Raw genomic sequence first — 16,683 nt, forward strand, 5'->3', positions numbered from 1 at the left:
GACACTCCTAAATCTGTGCACAAACAGTGCAGACTTGCCTCGTGAACACCGCCGGATACCTCAGCCGCCTCGGCCTGTCCCACCTCCTCCACGCCCCCACCAGCGCGGACAACCTGCGGGCCCTCCACGTAGCGCACATCGAGAAGGTCTCGTACGAGGCGCTGGAGATCTGGCTCGGCCGCACCACCACCGTCGATCCCGTCGAGTCGGCGGAGCGCATCATCCGCGGGCGCGGCGGATACTGCTACCACCTCAACGGCGCGTTCTCCGAGCTGCTCAGGGCGCTGGGGTACGACGTGACCCGGCACGTCGGCGGCGTCCAGAACCGCGGCGCCGAGCCCGGCATCACCGCCAACCACCTGGTGCTCACCGTGCGCGGCCTTCCGTCGGAGGAGAATCCCGGCGGAGAGTGGCTGGTCGACGTCGGGCTCGGCGACGCGCTCCACGCGCCGCTCCCGCTGGTGGCGGGTGCGTACCGGCAGGGTCCGTTCGAGTTCGCCCTCCGCCCGTCGGAGCTCGCGCCGGGCGGCTGGCGGTTCGAGCATGATCCGGCCGGCTCGTTCCAGGGCATGGACTTCGACCCGGCACCCACGGACATGTCGGCGTTCGTCGAGATGCACCGGCAGCTGACCACGTCACCGACATCCGGCTTCGTCCGCACGGCCGCGATCCTGCGACGTGACGCGTACGGCGCGGACGTCCTGCGCGGGCTCGTGCTGAGCCGGCTCGGCGGCAGCGCCCACTCGGTCACCCTGGACGGCGCGCCGGACTACTTCGCGGCGCTGGCGGACATCTTCCTGCTGCCGCTCGACGACGTGAGCGCCGAGGAGAAGGAGAAACTCTGGCGCAAGGTGAACGACGCGCATGAGGCCTGGCTGGCCGGTGACCCATCGTGACGAACGTGCGCTATCGTGCACCTCGACATGGGTGAGACCAGGAAGTTGGCCGGCCGCTACCGGCTGCTGAACCACCTGGGCACAGGCTCCGTCCGCCTGGCCTTCGACGAGTCGGAGCACCGTGACGTCGCGGTCCGGGAGCTGCGGGTCCCGACCGAGCTGCGCGACGTCGCGCTGCAGGAGGCGCGCAGGGCGTCCGGGCTGCGGCACGCCTCGATCGTGCGGGTGCTGGACGTGGTGATCGAGGACCGCACGCCGTGGCTGGTCATGGAGTTCGTGTCAGGGGCGTCGCTGGAGCACACCGTACGCTCGCGACGCCCGCTGCCGGTGGCGCAGGCGGCCCGGGTGGGCGTCTGCCTCCTCGCGGCCCTGACGGTCGCGCACGAGGCCGGGATCGTGCACGGGCGCGTCGAGCCGGGCAACGTCCTGCTCATCCCGACCGGTCGCGCGGTGCTGACCGGCTTCGGCTTCCCCAGCCTCAGCATGCTGCCCTCCGCCGACCTGTGGTCCCTGGCCGCCACGCTGCACTTCGCGGTGGAGGGCCGCCCGCCGGGACAGGTGCCCGCGGAGGGCGCGGACCCGCTCAGATCCCTGGTCAGAGCCATGCTCCACCCGTCGGGCCCGCCGCCGCTCGACGTGATACGCGAGACCCTGCACCTCGTGGCCGTGGACCGCCCGCTGGACGTGATGATCGCGACGGCCGGCCCGCTGCCGGTCCCCGAGGTGGCCGCGATCGGGCTCTCCCTGATCGACCAGCTCCAGGCGGCGGACACGTTCCACGGCGGGGTGCAGCCGGGCAACGTCCTCATCGACGCCCAGGGCCGGGCGCGGCTGATCCCGCTGCTGAGGTCCGGAACCCTGCCGGCCTACACGGCCCCTGAAGCCGCTCCCACCATGGCCGCCGACCTGTGGTCACTGGGCGCCACGCTCTTCACCGCCGTCGAGGGCGTGCCGCCCGCGCCCGGCGCGCCGCTGGCCAGGGCCGGTGCGCTCGCTCCCGTCCTGTTCCGCCTGCTGTCCGGCGATCCGTTGGAACGTCCCACTCCGGACGAGCTCCGCCACGACCTCGAGTCGGTACGGCAGCCGCGTAAAGATTGAGATACATCGCGAGCGGAACCAAGACGAGGGGTTCACTCGTTGGTCAGGCGACGCAGAATGTGGGAGAGGCGGGGCGTGCGCTCCGTGTTCGGAGGAAGTTGAGTATGTCGCCAGTCCAGAAGTACGCCATCGGCGCAGGCGCCGCGGTCCTGCTCTCGCTGATCTTCTTCGGGGCCGGATGGGTCACCCTGCTGGTCATCCTCGGTGTGGTCGCCGCCCCGGTGGTCGGCTACCTGATGCTCGACCCGTCGCAGCGCGAGCGGCTCAAGAGGGCCCGCAGGCGCGGCATCGGCCGCTGAGCCCCGGCGGCGGGGGCCTCGCCGGGCTCCCGCCGCGCTCAGGCCTCCGCGGTCGCCGCCTCCTGAGCCCCCAGCACGCGCTGGGTCACCTTGCGCTCGACATAGAACGACAGGAACGGCACCGTGCCCCCGACCATGACGCCGAGCATGTACGGCCACGACCAGCGCGCCTTCATGCCCAGGTTCATGACCGTGACCAGGTAGATCATGTAGAGCCCGCCGTGGATGGGGGCGACGACCTTCGACATCGCCGGGTTGTCGAAGCCGTAACGGATCACCATGGCCACGCAGAGCACGAGCAGCATGACGCCCACCACGTACGCGAGCACCCGGAAGGGCTTCAGAGCCGATTCCACGATTAACCTTCCAGAGCCATCTCAGGGGACTTTGCACGGTCCCGATCGTTTCGTACGGCGTCGCGTACGAAGTGGAACCACATGAACACGGCGAACCCGGCGAAGATCCACCAGTTGGCGGCATACGCCAGGTTACGCCAGGTCAGCGTGCCACCCACCACCGGCGGCTGGACCTTGACCTGCGCCAACGAGCCCGACGGCGGCTGCGCCACGACATAGCCGGTGCGCACCTTCTGACCGCTCCACAAGTTGACCAGCTCACCCGTGGACACCGTCTGCACCTGGCCGGCGGGCAGCCCTTCCGCGCGCCGCTGCACGCTGTCGGTGCCCTGCTGCGGCCGCAGCCGTCCGGGCACCGTGACCCGGCCCTGCGGCACCGCGGCGACCGCCGGGTCATCGGCCTTGGCCGTCCAACCCCGTACGACCGGCATGAGCGTGCCGTCGTCGAGCCTGAGCGGCGTGAGCACCCAGTAGCCGCGGTCACGCGAGACGTTGCCGCCCGGAGCGTCGACGTCGGCCCGCCGGTCGGCGATCAGGAGCTGCCGGTCCGGCTCGTAGACGCCCTCGGCCGTGACCCTGCGGCCCACGACCTCGCCGCTGAGCTGCGGGCCCACCTGGGCGAGCGTGCCGACCGCGACGGGGCCCGGATCCGTGGAGGCGTGCGGCCTGCCGGAGTCCTGGAAAACGCCGAGCTGCCAGCGCCCGAGCAGGATGAACGCCACCAGGACCACTGCCGTGAGCAGGTGCAACACCATGACACGGGGCGAGAGCAGGGTCCTGAGCATGCCTCAAAGCTATCCGCCGGGTGGGGCGGTCCCCTAATCAGCCCGCCCTATTGATCCCGCCAAACGACGCAAACGGAACAGCCTCTCACGCTAGGCTGCTGGCCATGTCTGACCAGCATATCGACCCGGCGGGCAACACCCAGCAGTTCAAGGCTTTCGCGCAGCGCCGCGAGCAGGAAGCCGCTGTCCCGCCCAAGAAGTCGCCCCTCGTGCCCATCATCGCGGTCGTCGCCGTGATCGTGATCCTCGGCGTCGCCGCCTTCCTCCTGCTGAAGTAGCCCAAACAACGGGATCGACCCGCCGCGGGGGCCGTGGCGGGTTCTTGCCGTTCCTCCGTCCGGGGTACGGCAGGCACCGTGACGGGACTCACTATGGACCTTATGGGGAAGCGCTCATTACATTGGATTTAGCGTCCAATAAGCGTGCGCCCCGGGAGGTCCAATGCCAGGGTTGGCGATCATCGGGTCCGGGTTCGCGGGGATCGGCATGGCCATCAAGCTCAAGGAAGCGGGCTTCCACGACTTCGTCATCCTCGAGAAGGCCGCCGAACTGGGCGGCACCTGGCGCGACAACACCTATCCCGGCTGCGCGTGCGACGTCCCCTCGCACATGTACTCCTACTCGTACGAGCTGAATCCCGGCTGGTCGCGGATGTTCTCCCCGCAGGAGGAGATCTGGGACTACATGCGCTCGTGCGCGGACAAGTACGGCGTGACCCCGCACATCCGCTACGGCGAGCGCGTCGTCGCCCTCGAATACGACGACGCCCGGCGGGACTGGTCGGTCACCACGGACGACGGCGCGACGTTCCGCACGAACGCCGTGGTCTCGGCCATCGGCGCGCTACACATCCCGAAATTTCCCGAAATTTCAGGACGGGAGTCCTTCGCCGGCCCCGCCTTCCACTCCGCCGAATGGGACCACTCGATCGACCTGACCGGCAAGCGCGTGGCCGTCATCGGCACCGGCGCCTCGGCCATCCAGTTCGTCCCGCAGATCGCCCCCGTCGCGGGCCGCCTGACAGTCTTCCAGCGCACTCCCCCGTGGATCCACCCCAAGCCCGACTTCGCCTTCTCGCCGGGCGTGCGCCGGATCCTGCGCGCGCCCGGCCTGGCCAGGACCATGCGCGGCGCCATCTACTGGGCCCTGGAGTCGAGGGCGCTCGGCTTCACCATCGATCCGCGCCTCATGAAGGTCCACGAGAAACTGGCCCGCAGGCACCTCGAAGCCCAGGTCCCCGACCCCGCCCTGCGCCGCCGCCTCACCCCCGACTACCTGATCGGCTGCAAGCGCATCCTCATCTCCAGCGACTACTACCCGGCCTTGAACAGGGAGAATGTCGATCTGGTGACGGATGAGATCACCGAGATCAGGCCGCACTCGATCGTGGACGCCGCCGGCGCCGAGCACGAGGTCGACGTGATCGTCTACGGCACCGGATTCAAGGTCGTGGACGCGATCCAGGACCAGCACATCGTCGGCCGGGGCGGGCTGAAGCTGCAGGACGCCTGGCAGGACGGCATCGAGACCTACTACGGCATCACCACGGCGGGCTTCCCCAACCTGTTCTTCCTGCTCGGCCCCAACACGGGCCTCGGGCACCACTCGGTCGTGTTCATGATCGAGTCGCAGGTCCGCTATGTCATCGACTGCCTGCGCCTGCTCTCCAGGACCCAGGCCAGGGCCGTCGAGGTCAAGCCGGAGGTGCAGCGGGCGTTCGGCCGCCGCCTGCGCGAACGGCTCGACCCTCTCGTCTGGAACGCCGGCGGCTGCACCTCCTGGTATCTGGACGAGCACGGAGTCAACCGGACGATCTGGCCGGGCTTCACCTTCGAGTACTGGGCGCGTACCAGGAGGGTGAGGCCGGAGGCGTACGAGCTGATCTACTGAGCGGGCCGCCTCGCCTCGATGAGGACCCGTGAGGAGTGGGCCACGAACGGCCCCTCCTGCTCGATCCGGTCGTGCAGGTCGCGCAGCCTGTCCGCGTAGCGCTCGACCGAGAAGCCCGGCACGATCCAGATCACCTTCCGCAGGAAGTAGATCACCGCCCCGACGTCGTGGAACTCCATCCGCAGCCGCTCGAGCCGCAGGTCCACGACCTCCAGCCCGGAGGCCTCCGCCTCCTCCTTGGCGGCTCTGGGATCGCGGGCCGAGCCGTCCAGCGGCCCCAGGAAGAACTCGGCCAGCTCGAAGACGCTCCTGGGGCCGATCTGCTGGGAGAGGTAGGCCCCGCCGGACCGCAGCACGCGGGCGATCTCACCCCACCACGTCCGCACGGGGTGGCGGCTGCTCACCAGGTCGAAGGTCCCGCTCCTGAACGGCAGGCATGACCCGCCGTCGTCGGCCACCACCCGAGCTCCCCGTGGTCGCAGCCGGGACGCGGCGAGCGCGAGGTTGGGCGGCCAGGACTCGGTGGCCACGGCCACCGGCGGCAGCTTCGGCAGGCCTGCGAGGACCTCGCCTCCTCCGGTCTGGATGTCGAGCGCGGCCTCGGCCGTGGCCATGCGCTCGCCCAGGAGGCGGGCATAGCCCCAGGAGGGCCGCTCCTCGCTGGCCCGGCCGTCGAGCCAGGAGAAGTCCCAGCCGTCCACGGAGACCGTGGCTGCCTCCTGGACAAGGTCGTCATACGTGCGGCGCATCCTTCGACCTTGTCAGCGGTCCTGCCGGGCCTTCAATCGAATTTCCGCCCCGGCCGGTGCGAGCGTCAGGCGACGCGGCTGCGCACCGCGGCGCGGTCGATGCCGAGTTGGTCGATCAGGTGCGCCACCGGGTCGGGCCGGCCCTGCGCGAGCAAGGTCAGCACCAGGTGCCGCGGCCCCTCGGCCGCCCTGGTCTTCATCGTCGTGCCCTTGATCGCCTGGTTGATGACCGCGCGGGCGCTCGACGTGAGCCCGGTGCTCGGGACCGGCGGGTGCTTGCGCGGCGTCCGCGGCATGTCGCCGACCTCCAGGCCGAGCATGCGCAGCGCCGCCCGGTCGAGCTCCTCGAGCGCGGCCCGCGCGCCTGCCACGTCCACGCCGAGCGCCCGGGCGAGGTCCGCGTCGTGCAGGGCGCCGAGCAGCAGGTGCTCGGTGCCCACCCGGCGGTCGCCCCGCTGCCTGGCCTCCTCGAACGCGCCCTTGAGGATCACACCGAACTTGCTCTTCTCGAAGCCGAACATCGCGAGAACCTCACTTCCCGTATTTGGCGTGTACCGACTGCCGTGACATGCCGAGCGCGTCGCCGATCTGCTCCCAGGTCCAGCCCTGCTCCCTGGCCAGCGCCACCGACACCGCCTCGACCTGCTCGGCCAGCCGGTGCAGCGCGCCCACCGCCCGCAGCCCCATGGCCGGATCGTTCGACCTGATCCGCTCGGAGAGCTCTGTTACGTCCACGCTTGTCAGGCTAGATTGACAGCCGGGAAATTGTCAATCTAGCCTGACAGGCATGGAAGATGTGCTGATTGTGGGGGCGGGTCCCGTGGGGCTCATGCTCGCGTGCGAGCTGGGCCTTGCCGGCGTCCGCCCGATCGTGCTGGAGAAGAGACCGGAGCCGAGCGAGCTGCCCAGGGCCAACGGCCTGGGCGGACAGATCGTCGAGCTCCTCGACCACCGGGGCCTGCTGGAGCGCTTCAGCGAGGGCAGCCCGTTCGCGGGCCGGGCGCCCGGATTCCCGTTCGGCTCGGTGCCGCTGCGCTTCGCGGGCATCGAGGACGTGCCGTTACGGCTGCTGATGATCCAGCAGCCGCGCCTGGAGAGGCTGCTCGCCGAGCGGGCGGTGGAGCTCGGAGCCGAGATCAGGAGAGGCTGCCAGGTGCTCTCGCTCACCCAGGACGCCGAGGGGGTGACGCTCGACCTCGTGGACAGGCCCCACGGAAGCGGCCGTCGCGTCCGGGCCCGCTACGTGGTCGGCTGCGACGGCGGGCGCAGCCTGGTGCGGAAGCCGGCCGGGATCGGCTTCCCCGGCACGACCGACCCTGAGGTGCTGCGGCTCGGGCACTTCGCCGCCGACGTGAGCGTGTTCGAGTCACCACAGCTGGACGGCCTCGAACCGGGCTGGAACCGCACCCCGCACGGTCGCCTGCTGCTCACCTCGCTCCAGCACGGCGTGCTGATCGCCGGTGTGCGCGAGAAGGGCGGGCCGCCCGACGGACCCGTGACGCCCGAGGACTTCGGCGCGGCCGTGCGGCGGGTGCTCGGCCGCGACCTGCCGCTGGGCGAGCCGGTCTGGCTGTCGAGCACGGTCTCCCAGGCCAGGCTGGCCGACCGGTACCGGGCGGGGAGGGTGTTCCTGGCCGGGGACGCCGCGCACCTGTTCCCGGCAGGCGGCTCGGCGCTCAACGTGGGCATGACGGACGCGGCCAACCTCGGCTGGAAGCTGGCCGCCACCCTCCTCGGCCGGGCGCCGGAAGGGCTCCTGGACACGTACGAGTCCGAGCGTCGGCCGGTGGCCGAGCGGGCTCTCATGCAGACCCGCGCGCAGTCGGCGCTCGACCGGCTGGAGGGCGAGGACGGCGCGGCGCTGCGGGAACTGCTCACCGAGGTGTTCGCCTTCGAGCAGCCACTGCGCCACCTCGCCGGTCTGCTGCACGACTCGGGCGTCCGGTACGACGCGGCTCCCGCCCCGCACACCGGCTCCGGCTCGGACCCCGGCTCCGGCTCAGGCCGCGGGTCTGGTGCAGAGGCCGTGCACCCGCTGGTGGGCCGGTTCGCTCCCGACCTGGCGCTGGCCGACGGGCGGCGGCTGGCCGAGCTGATGCGCGCGGGCAGGCCCGTGCTGCTCGACCTCGGCTGCGGCGCGGTGCTCGACGACGACTGGATCGACGTGGTGAGGGCCCGCGCCGACGACGCACCCACCGACGCCCTGCTGATCCGCCCCGACGGCTACGTCGCCTGGGCAGGCGCGGACGGGCTCAGGCAAGCAGCCGAAGAGTGGTTCAAACTCACAGCCAGCCGGGCTTGACCAGGCCCGACTCGTAGGCGATGACCACGAGCTGGGCGCGGTCGCGGGCGTGCAGCTTCATCATGGTCCGGCTCACGTGCGTCTTCGCGGTCGCCGGCGACATGAACAGCTTGGCCGCGATCTCGTCGTTCGTCATGCCGGTCCCGACCAGGGCGAGCACCTCGCGTTCGCGCTCGGTGAGCTGGTCGAGCCCGGCGGATGCGACCGGCTCCTTGGCGCGCGAGGCGTACTCGGCGATCAGGCGGCGCGTCACGCTCGGCGACAGCAGCGCCTCGCCCGCCGCGACCACCCGGACGGCCTGGATCAGCTCCGCCGGCTCGGTGTCCTTGACCAGGAAGCCGCTGGCGCCGCCGCGCAGCGCCTCGAAGACGTACTCGTCCAGCTCGAACGTCGTCAGGATGATGATGTGCGGCCCCGGCGGCATCTGGCGGGTGGCGGTCAGGCCGTCGGTGCCCGGCATGCGGATGTCCATGAGCACCACGTCCGGCTGGTGCTCGCCGGAAAGCCGGACCGCCTCGGCGCCGTCGGACGCCTCGGCCACCACGGTCATGTCCGGCTGGGCGTCCAGCAGCGCCTTGAAGCCGGCGCGGACCAGCGCCTGGTCGTCGGCCAGCAGCACCTTGATCATGAAGTCTCCTCGGGTAGTGGCAGCCGGGCCTCGACCTGGAAACCGGCGCCCCCGTTAACGGACAGGGGGCCCGCGACCAGCGTGCCGCCCAGCGCGGAGGCCCGCTCGCGCATGCCGGGGATGCCGTTGCCGCTGCCCTCCTCGGACAGCACGGGCGTGGTCGTCGCGCCGGTGTCGGCGACGCGGATGGCCAGCTCGCGCTCGCCGTACTCCAGCCGCACGTTCACCGACGAGCCGGGGGCGTGCCTGGCGGCGTTGGTGAGCGCCTCCTGCACGATCCGGTACGCGGCCCGCTCCACCGCCGGCGGCAGCGGGCGCGAGCCGACACGCTTGAGCGTCACGTCCATGCCCGAGCGCTCGACCAGGTCGTCGAGGCGGTCGAGCCCGGCCGTGGGGGCACGCGGAGCGCCTTCGCGCAGGACGTTCAGGACTGAGCGCAACTCACCCAGAACCTCTTTGGACGCCGTCTTGATGGTGGACAGAGCGGTCCTGGCCTGTTCCGGGTTGTCCTCGAAGAGGTGGAGGCCGGTGGAGGCCTGGACGTGGATCAGCGAGATGTTGTGCGCGAGCACGTCGTGCAGCTCCTGCGCCATGGTCAGGCGCTCCTCGCTGGCCTGCCGCCTGGCCTCCTCCTCGGCGATGCGCTCGCGCTCGGCCCGGCGTTCCCTGACGATCCTGACCAGCTCGGCCACGACCATGAACAGCATGATGAACGTCAGGATCCACACGCTGTGGAAGAGGCCGCGGTTGCCGATCAGCCACGCGTAGGTGATGAACGACAGCACCGTCATCCCCGCCATGATCCAGGCCATCAGCCGCCTGCCCCGCGTGACCAGCAGGAAGAGCAGGACTCCCGGGCTGATGAAGCTGGGGCCGTAGGGAAAGCCGGCGGCCATGAAGAGGTCGGAGGCGCCGAGTGCGGCGGCGGTGGTGAGCAGCGGGAAGCGGCGGTGCAGCAGGATCGCCAGCGGCCCGACCAGCAGCAGCGCGAAGGCGTACGGGTGGCCGACGATCGGCACCCGCGGTATTTCCCGCTGCCCCCAGGACGCGCCCATGCCGACGACGAACTGGGCGGCTGCCACGATGAGGGCCAGATAGGGGTCGAAGCCGTACTTCCTACGCACAGCCCTACGCTAGATCAGCCTCCTGACCAGCGCATCATCCTTGTGTGTGAGGGGGGCCTACCGCCACGGGCGTACGTAGGCCATCGTAAGGACCATGCGCCGAGTGCTAGTCCCTGCAGCAGCAGTCCTCGTCTCGCTCGTGTCGGCCCCACCCGTGCTGGCAGAGCCAGAGCAGAAAGTCCCGGTCGCGGAGGGGTACGGCGGTGCCGTCGCGACCGTCGACCTCGATGCCAGCAAGGCCGCCGTCTCCGTGCTCAGGAGGGGCGGCAACGCCGTGGACGCCGCCGTCGCGGCAGGCGCGGTGCTGGGCGTCACGGAGCCGTACTCCGCGGGCCTGGCCGGAGGCGGCTTCATGGTGTACTACGACGCCAGGCAGCGCAAGGTCTTCACGATCGACGGTCGCGAGACCGCCCCGCAGGCCATGACCTCGACCACGTTCGAGGGCATCCCGTTCGACGAGGGCGTCACCAGCGGCCTGTCGGCGGGCATCCCCGGCACGGTCGCGAACTGGGACCTGGCCCTACGGAAATTCGGCACGATCTCGCTCAAACAAGCACTCCAGCCCGCGATCGACGTGGCCTCCAAGGGCTTCGTCGTGGACCAGACCTTCTACGACCAGACCGCCGCGAACCAGGCCCGGTTCAAGGACTTCACCTCCACGGCCAAGCTCTACCTCCCGAACGGCGCCCCGCCGCCCGTCGGCTCGGTGTTCAGGAATCCGGAGCTGGCGGCCACGTACCGCGAGCTCGGCAGGCGCGGCCCCGGCTGGCTGTACGGCGGGCAACTCGGCAAGGAGATCGTGGCCACCGTCAAGCAGCCGCCGGTCACCCCCGGCAGCACCCGCAACGTCCGGCCGGGCCTGATGGAGCTGTCCGACCTGCGCGCCTACCGCGCGCTCCAGCGCGAGCCCACCAAGATCTCCTACCACGGCAAGGACGTGTACGGCATGGCGCCGCCGTCCTCCGGCGGCTCGACGGTCGGCGAGGCCCTGAACATCCTCGAGGCGCTGCCTCAGGTCGGGCTGCACGAATACCTGGAGGCCTCCAGGCTGGCCTTCGCCGACCGCGGCAAGTACGTCGGCGACATCCCCGGCGTGCCGCTCAAGGAGCTGCTGTCCGACGGCTTCGCCAAGGAGCGGGCCTGCCTGATCGGTGACACGGCGCTCGCCAGCCCGGCGGCGCCCGGCAGCCCGGACGGCTCGAACGAGCCCTGCGCCCAGCCCACCGGCAGCTCGACCCCGATCGCCGACGAGGGCCCCGAGACCACGCACCTGGTCATCGCCGACCGGTGGGGCAACGTGATCGCCTACAACCTGACGATCGAGTCCACCGGTGGCAACGGCATCGTGGTGCCGGGGCGCGGCGTGCTGCTCAACAACGAGCTGACCGACTTCACGTTCGGGCCGGCGCCCGGCGACCCCAACCTGCCCGGCCCCGGCAAGCGTCCGCGCTCGTCGATGGCGCCCACGCTGGTGTTCGAGCACGGCAGGCCGGTGCTCGCGGTCGGGTCGCCGGGCGGCTCGACCATCATCACGACCGTGCTGCAGATCCTGGTCAACCGGTACGAGTTCGGGATGAACCTGCCCGACGCGCTCGCCGCGCCCCGCGCCACGCAGCGCAACACCGCACAGACACAGGCAGAGCAGGCGTTCCTCGACAAGTACCGCGCCGAGCTGGAGGCCAAGGGGCACAGCTTCGCGCTCAACCCGGAGATCGGCGCGGCCACCGCGCTGGAGTTCGTCGGCAGGGGCCGGGTCCAGGCCGTCGCCGAGCCGGTCCGCCGCGGCGGCGGCAGCGCGATGGTGGTGAAGCCCTAGAAGTCTCCCGCGTGGTCCTTCGCCCACTCGGCGAAGGACCGCGCGGGCCGTCCGGTGACCTCCTCGACCGTGTTCGTCAGCACCGGCGGCGGGCCGTCGAGCATCTGCGCATAGCCGTCGAGCAGGGCGTCCACGAACGAGTCCGGGAAGTCGTCGTCGGCCAGCAGCCGCTGCCGCTCCTCATCCCGGCTGAGTTCCTGCCAGCGCAGCGGGCGCCCGAGCGCGTCGCCAATGATCCGTACCTGCTCGACCTGGGTCAGCGCCTCCGGCCCCGTCAGCACGTAGCGGGTGCCGTCGTGGCCGTCCGAGGTCAGCGCCCGTACGGCCACGGCGGCGATGTCGCGTTCGTGCAGCATGGCCATCTTCAGCGCGCCGAACCCGCCCCGCACCACGTCTCCCGAGCGGATCTGGCCGCGCCACCAGAGCGCGTTCGCGGCGAACGTGCTGGGCCAGAGCATGGTCCAGGCCAGGCCCGACTGCTCGACGCGCTGCTCGAGCTCGTTGTGCGACAGGCCGACGGCCGAGTCGGGCTGGTCGCGTACCGCTCCCGAGGAGAGCAGGACGATGCGGCGGGCGTGCCGCCTGATCGCGGCGACCACGCCGGTGGCGAGGTCGGCGGTGTGGAAGGGCCAGATGAGGAAGACGGACTCCACGCCGTCCAGGCACCGGTCGATGGTTTCGTGGTCGCCCTTGACCACCTCGACGGCCGGGGGCAGGGCCGCACAGGACGGGTCACGGGTCATGGCGCGTACGGGGTGACCCGCCCCGACGAGCTGGTGGACGACCTGGCGCCCGACGTTCCCTGTGGCTCCTGTTACGAGAATCATGCGGCCAAGGCTGGCTCAGACACCCGAGCCGCCCCAATTGCCAGGAGCATTCCGGCGGCTTTCCTCCATCGATCTACCATCATGAGATGGAATCCGCCGAACTGGACGCCGTCGACCGCGGCCTGGTGCACGCGCTCCAGCTCGACGGCCGCGCCCCCTTCGCCAGGATCGCCGACGTGCTGGGCGTCTCGGAGCAGACCGTGGCCCGCCGCTACCGCAGGCTCACCGCGGCGGGTGTGATCAGGGTGGTGGGCGGCCTCGACGGCCTGCTCCTCGGCTACACGCCCTGGACCATCCGCGTACGCTGCACCCCCGACGCCGGCACGGCCATCGCCGAGGCCCTGGCCAGGCGGCCCGACACGTACTGGGTGCACCTGCTGTCGGGCGGCACCGAGATCTCCTGCTTCACCCAGTCACCCGACGCGGTCCTGCTGGAGAAGCTGCCGAGGACGAGCCATGTCCTGGGCATGACCGCGCACTCGCTCCTGCGGGGCTTCGCCGTGCCGGGCGGCTGGCGGGGGCTGGCCTGCCTGACGGAGGAGCAGGCCGACCGGCTGCGCCCCGAGCCGCGTACCGGATCGGACGGCATCGTCCTGCGGGAGGAGGACCACCGCCTCGTGGAGGTGCTGGCAGAGGACGGCCGGGCCGGGTACGCGGAGCTGGCCAGGGCCACCGGCTGGTCGGAGTCCACCGTCAAGCGCCGCCTCAACCAGCTCAGGGCGTCCGGCGCGCTCAACATCCAGCTCGACTACGCCCCCAGGCTGCTCGGCTACCACGCCGAGGCCAGGCTGTGGATGTCCGTACGCCCCTCCGAGCTCCTCCACGTGGCCACCACCCTCACGGGCCATCCGGAGATCTCCTTCGCCGGCGTCACCACCGGCCCGACGAACCTCCTCGCCGCCGCCGTCTGCCGCGACAACGCCGACCTCTACCGCTACCTCACCGAACGGGTCAGCGCCCTGGACGCCGTCCAGACGCTCGAGACCGCCCCCGTCCTCCGGACGATGAAACGCACCGGTGTCCTACTTCCGCGGGCGTACGCCCGGCCCGCATGAACACTCCCTGGGGCGAATCCGGAACAGGGCCTGACGTCCGATTCGGCGACCCCCTCCGCCGGCGGACCCTGGAGGCACACACCGAGGAGGAGACATGCACAGCTTCTGGCCGATCATCCCGTTCTTCTGGGGCCTGTTCTGGGTCGCCGTCGTCGGATTCGCCATCACCGCCCGGCGCAGGGGCTGGTGGGGGCCGCGTCACACGCCCGCCCCGGCCTCGCCTGCCTCGTCCACCTCGTCCGCGGAGCAGATCCTCGCCGAGCGGTACGCCCGCGGCGAGATGAGCGACGACGAGTACTTCGAGAGGATGTCCGTGCTCCGGGGCGGGGCAGCGTAACCATTACCGAAGGCGCAAACACTGTCACTGGCCGCATCCAAGACATCGCGTTAGGTTGCGTATACCGGACTCGTGGAAGTGGGACAGGTATGCGGTCTGTCGCGGAAGTCTGCGGCCAGTGCAGTCGTGGTTGAACGTCCTCACCCTGTTCGCCGGTGGTGCCGCCGCCGGGCTCGTGGCGGGGACGGCCACGTGTGCCGCGGCGCAGGGCGGGCTGCTCATGGGTCTGGTCGACGGCTGCCACGGGCGCGATCCCGCATTGGTCGCCTGGTTCCTGGCGGGGCGGCTGACCTCGTACAGCGTGGCCGGAGCGCTGCTCGGGCTGCTCGGCTCGGCCGTCAGCCTGCCCCCGCGGGCGCGCGCGGCGCTGCTCGTCGCGGCCGGCGTGACGATGATCGTCTTCGCGGTCCGGCTGATGAGGCGGGGGCGCTGCGCGACTCCGGTCTCGGCTGACGCCCCCTCGCGGTACCAGGCGCCGCTGCTGGGCGCGGCCACCGTCCTGGTGCCCTGCGGGGTGACGCTCGGCATGGAGATGATCGCGGTCTCCAGCGGCTCCCCGGTCGCGGGGGCGGCGGCCATGGCGGGGTTCGTCGTCGGCACCGCTCCGGCGTTCGCGCTGCTCGGCTACGTGCTGCGGCGCCTCTCACGCACCCGGCTGGCCCGGCTGGCCGGGGTCGTGGCCGTCGCCGCCGGACTCTGGACCATCGGCGCCGGCATCAACCTGGGCGGCTGGATCGGCGGCCCGGTCGGTGGCCCGGTCGGTGGCCCGGTCGGTGGCCCGGTCGGTGGGACGGTCGGCGGCACCCCGCCCGCCACCGGGTCAGGCGTGCAGACCGTGACCATCTGGGCGACCCGCGAGGGCTACCGCCCGGCGATCGTGACGGCACGCGCGGGCGTGCCCGTCGATGTGGTGTTCAAGCTGGCGGACCGGGGATGCACCGGCACCGTCACGATCGGCGGGCGCGACATCGCGCTGCCGGCCACTGTGCGCCTGCCGCCGCAACCGCGGGGATCGCTGCGGTACGTGTGCGGGATGGGCATGTACACGGGCCTCATCAACTTCTCCTAGCGCCGTGTCGGCGATTACTGTTCGCAATCTCGCGATCACGTGCCACTCTGTTCGCCATGGCCTGGCAAGGAGAGGTGACGGCGCCGACCGTACCGGCGCCGCGCGTGGGAGACGAGCCCGAGCTGCTGGCCGCCGCGCGTGCGGGTGACGCGCAGGCCGCGCACCGGCTCGGCAAGCTTTACGCCCAGCACGGCGACCGTGCGGCCGCCAAGCACTGGTGGGAACGGGCGGCCGCCGCCGGCAACGTCGACAGTGCCTACAACCTGGGCGTCTGGCACGAGAAACACGGCAGCCTGGAGGAAGCGGTCACCTGGTACGAGTTCGCGGCCGGCACCGGCGACGCCGAGGCCGCCGCCAACCTGGCGACGCTCCTGCTGGAGCAGCGCGGCGACACCGGGGCCGCCAGACACTGGTACGAGCGGGCGGCCCTCGGCGGGTCCAGGGCGGCTGCGCGCAGGCTGGCGCTGATGTGCGAGGACGCGGGCGAGCTCGGAGCGGCGCGGGAGTGGCATCGCAGGGCGGCCTCCGACGGCGATCTGACCTCGGCACACGACCTGGGCTTCCTGGCCTACTCCTCGGGCGACGACAAGGAGACCGTGCGCTGGTGGGAGTACGCGGCCAGGGGCGGCCACGCGGACTCGGCGTACTGCATGGGCCTCTACCTCGACGCCGGCCGCGATCCCGAGGGCGCGGAGGCGTACTACCGGCTGGCCGCCAAGAACGAGCACCCGGGCGCGGCCTCCCAGCTCGGCGGCGTCGCGCTGTCCAGAGGCGACCTGCGTACGGCCCGCGCCTGGTTCGAGCAGGCGGCAGGGACGGGTCGGGTCCACGATCAGCGGATGGCCGGGTTCGTCTGCGTGGAGCTGGGCGACTGCGCGGCGGCCAGCCACTGGTTCGGCCGCGCGGCGGCCGGCGGGGACGCCGAGTCGGCCTTCAACTACGGCCTGCTGCTGATCGCCGAGTTCGGCGACATGGCGGGCGGGCAGCACTGGTTCAGGCAGGCGGCGCAGGCCGGGCACCGCGGGGCCGCCGTCGAGCTGGGCGGGCTGCTGTCGGTGGCGGGCGAGGTGGGCGAGGCGCAGACCTGGCTGTCCGACCCGCCGCCGGCCGCCGCCTGGGGACGGCACGCCGAGCCCGAGCTGACCGCGAGGGCGGAGCTGGCCGCGGCCGCGACCGGGCGCAGGGGCGGCGTCTCGCTCTCGGTGTCGGACCTGGCCGAGGTGCTGGGCACCTGGGACCTGGTGACCAGGCCGCTGCACGACCATTCCGACGTGATCGGGTGGCTGGTCGAGCGGAGCGGGGTGCACCGGAGCGCGATCGACCACCTGGCGTCGGTGCGCGGCACGCTCCTGCGCCCCGGGAGCGCGCCGTGGCCCAGCCCCGCCGAGATCGAGTACGTCCTGGCCACGGCCCGCGACCTGCGCCGGCGCCTGGGCGTGCGCTAGAGATGGT

The 16,683-nt window shown here is 71.4% G+C and carries 19 protein-coding genes; 11 read left to right on the forward strand and 8 right to left on the reverse strand.

Annotated features, from left to right (window positions below; all coding sequences use genetic code 11):
* The first annotated feature begins 41 nt into the window (after window positions 1-41).
* The 3 genes from ABD830_RS32875 to ABD830_RS32885 all read left to right on the forward strand — a co-directional run bounded on the left by ABD830_RS32875 (window position 42) and on the right by ABD830_RS32885 (window position 2,293).
* Complete coding sequence (locus ABD830_RS32875; protein WP_344996261.1) at window positions 42-896, forward strand: arylamine N-acetyltransferase family protein; 855 nt, start codon at window positions 42-44, stop codon at window positions 894-896.
* A gap of 27 nt (window positions 897-923) precedes the next feature.
* Entirely contained in the window at window positions 924-1,994 is a 1,071-nt protein-coding gene (locus ABD830_RS32880; RefSeq protein ID WP_344996264.1) for a protein kinase domain-containing protein, read from the forward strand.
* A gap of 104 nt (window positions 1,995-2,098) precedes the next feature.
* Entirely contained in the window at window positions 2,099-2,293 is a 195-nt protein-coding gene (locus ABD830_RS32885) for a hypothetical protein (protein WP_344996267.1), read from the forward strand.
* A 38-nt stretch (window positions 2,294-2,331) separates the two neighbouring features.
* On the opposite strand, the gene ABD830_RS32890 is transcribed toward ABD830_RS32885, so the two are convergent.
* Together ABD830_RS32890 and ABD830_RS32895 are read right to left on the reverse strand one after the other, a co-directional pair.
* Entirely contained in the window at window positions 2,332-2,649 is a 318-nt protein-coding gene (locus ABD830_RS32890; protein WP_344996270.1) for a DUF3817 domain-containing protein, read from the reverse strand.
* Window positions 2,650-2,651: 2 nt separating this feature from the next.
* Window positions 2,652-3,434, reverse strand: a complete 783-nt coding sequence (locus ABD830_RS32895) for an SURF1 family protein (RefSeq protein ID WP_344996273.1) — start codon at window positions 3,432-3,434, stop codon at window positions 2,652-2,654.
* A 104-nt stretch (window positions 3,435-3,538) separates the two neighbouring features.
* Here ABD830_RS32895 and ABD830_RS32900 point away from each other — a divergent pair, with 104 nt between their 5' ends.
* The gene (locus ABD830_RS32900) at window positions 3,539-3,712 is read left to right on the forward strand and encodes a hypothetical protein (RefSeq protein WP_344996276.1); all 174 of its coding nucleotides are present in this window, start codon (window positions 3,539-3,541) and stop codon (window positions 3,710-3,712) included.
* Between the two features lie 163 nt (window positions 3,713-3,875).
* A complete protein-coding gene (locus ABD830_RS32905) occupies window positions 3,876-5,324 on the forward strand; it encodes a flavin-containing monooxygenase (RefSeq protein WP_344996278.1) in 1,449 nt (482 codons plus the stop codon).
* Here ABD830_RS32905 and ABD830_RS32910 read toward each other — a convergent pair.
* From ABD830_RS32910 to ABD830_RS32920, 3 genes are all read right to left on the reverse strand, one after another.
* Window positions 5,318-6,073: a class I SAM-dependent methyltransferase gene (locus ABD830_RS32910; protein ID WP_344996281.1), complete on the reverse strand. Its 756-nt coding sequence runs from the start codon at window positions 6,071-6,073 to the stop codon at window positions 5,318-5,320. The genes ABD830_RS32905 and ABD830_RS32910 overlap by 7 nt on opposite strands.
* 65 nt (window positions 6,074-6,138) lie before the next feature.
* The gene (locus ABD830_RS32915; RefSeq protein WP_344996284.1) at window positions 6,139-6,594 is read right to left on the reverse strand and encodes a Clp protease N-terminal domain-containing protein; all 456 of its coding nucleotides are present in this window, start codon (window positions 6,592-6,594) and stop codon (window positions 6,139-6,141) included.
* A gap of 10 nt (window positions 6,595-6,604) precedes the next feature.
* On the reverse strand, window positions 6,605-6,808 hold the full coding sequence (locus ABD830_RS32920; protein WP_170223733.1) for a helix-turn-helix domain-containing protein: 204 nt from the start codon (window positions 6,806-6,808) through the stop codon (window positions 6,605-6,607).
* 52 nt (window positions 6,809-6,860) lie between these two features.
* Between ABD830_RS32920 and ABD830_RS32925 the strand changes: the two genes are divergently transcribed.
* On the forward strand, window positions 6,861-8,375 hold the full coding sequence (locus ABD830_RS32925; protein ID WP_344996287.1) for an FAD-dependent monooxygenase: 1,515 nt from the start codon (window positions 6,861-6,863) through the stop codon (window positions 8,373-8,375).
* Here the strand turns inward: ABD830_RS32925 and ABD830_RS32930 are convergent.
* Together ABD830_RS32930 and ABD830_RS32935 are read right to left on the reverse strand one after the other, a co-directional pair.
* Complete coding sequence (locus ABD830_RS32930) at window positions 8,356-9,003, reverse strand: response regulator (protein WP_344996290.1); 648 nt, start codon at window positions 9,001-9,003, stop codon at window positions 8,356-8,358. The genes ABD830_RS32925 and ABD830_RS32930 overlap by 20 nt on opposite strands.
* A complete protein-coding gene (locus ABD830_RS32935; RefSeq protein ID WP_344996293.1) occupies window positions 9,000-10,127 on the reverse strand; it encodes a sensor histidine kinase in 1,128 nt (375 codons plus the stop codon). Before ABD830_RS32935 ends, ABD830_RS32930 begins: the two co-directional genes overlap by 4 nt.
* Before the next feature lie 94 nt (window positions 10,128-10,221).
* Here ABD830_RS32935 and ggt point away from each other — a divergent pair, with 94 nt between their 5' ends.
* Window positions 10,222-11,943 (forward strand): gamma-glutamyltransferase, encoded by a 1,722-nt coding sequence (gene ggt / locus ABD830_RS32940; protein WP_344996296.1) that lies wholly within the window; start codon window positions 10,222-10,224, stop codon window positions 11,941-11,943.
* On the opposite strand, the gene ABD830_RS32945 is transcribed toward ggt, so the two are convergent.
* The gene (locus ABD830_RS32945) at window positions 11,940-12,770 is read right to left on the reverse strand and encodes an NAD(P)H-binding protein (protein ID WP_344996299.1); all 831 of its coding nucleotides are present in this window, start codon (window positions 12,768-12,770) and stop codon (window positions 11,940-11,942) included. The genes ggt and ABD830_RS32945 overlap by 4 nt on opposite strands.
* Before the next feature lie 86 nt (window positions 12,771-12,856).
* Here ABD830_RS32945 and ABD830_RS32950 point away from each other — a divergent pair, with 86 nt between their 5' ends.
* From ABD830_RS32950 to ABD830_RS32965, 4 genes are all read left to right on the forward strand, one after another.
* Window positions 12,857-13,825: an Lrp/AsnC family transcriptional regulator gene (locus tag ABD830_RS32950; protein WP_344996302.1), complete on the forward strand. Its 969-nt coding sequence runs from the start codon at window positions 12,857-12,859 to the stop codon at window positions 13,823-13,825.
* 94 nt (window positions 13,826-13,919) lie between these two features.
* The gene (locus ABD830_RS32955) at window positions 13,920-14,162 is read left to right on the forward strand and encodes an SHOCT domain-containing protein (protein WP_344996305.1); all 243 of its coding nucleotides are present in this window, start codon (window positions 13,920-13,922) and stop codon (window positions 14,160-14,162) included.
* 118 nt (window positions 14,163-14,280) lie between these two features.
* Complete coding sequence (locus ABD830_RS32960; protein WP_344996308.1) at window positions 14,281-15,231, forward strand: urease accessory protein UreH domain-containing protein; 951 nt, start codon at window positions 14,281-14,283, stop codon at window positions 15,229-15,231.
* Window positions 15,232-15,287: 56 nt separating this feature from the next.
* Window positions 15,288-16,676: a tetratricopeptide repeat protein gene (locus ABD830_RS32965; RefSeq protein ID WP_344996311.1), complete on the forward strand. Its 1,389-nt coding sequence runs from the start codon at window positions 15,288-15,290 to the stop codon at window positions 16,674-16,676.
* Window positions 16,677-16,683 lie beyond the last annotated feature (7 nt).

It is taken from the genome of Nonomuraea helvata (assembly GCF_039535785.1).
Taxonomy (GTDB): domain Bacteria; phylum Actinomycetota; class Actinomycetes; order Streptosporangiales; family Streptosporangiaceae; genus Nonomuraea; species Nonomuraea helvata.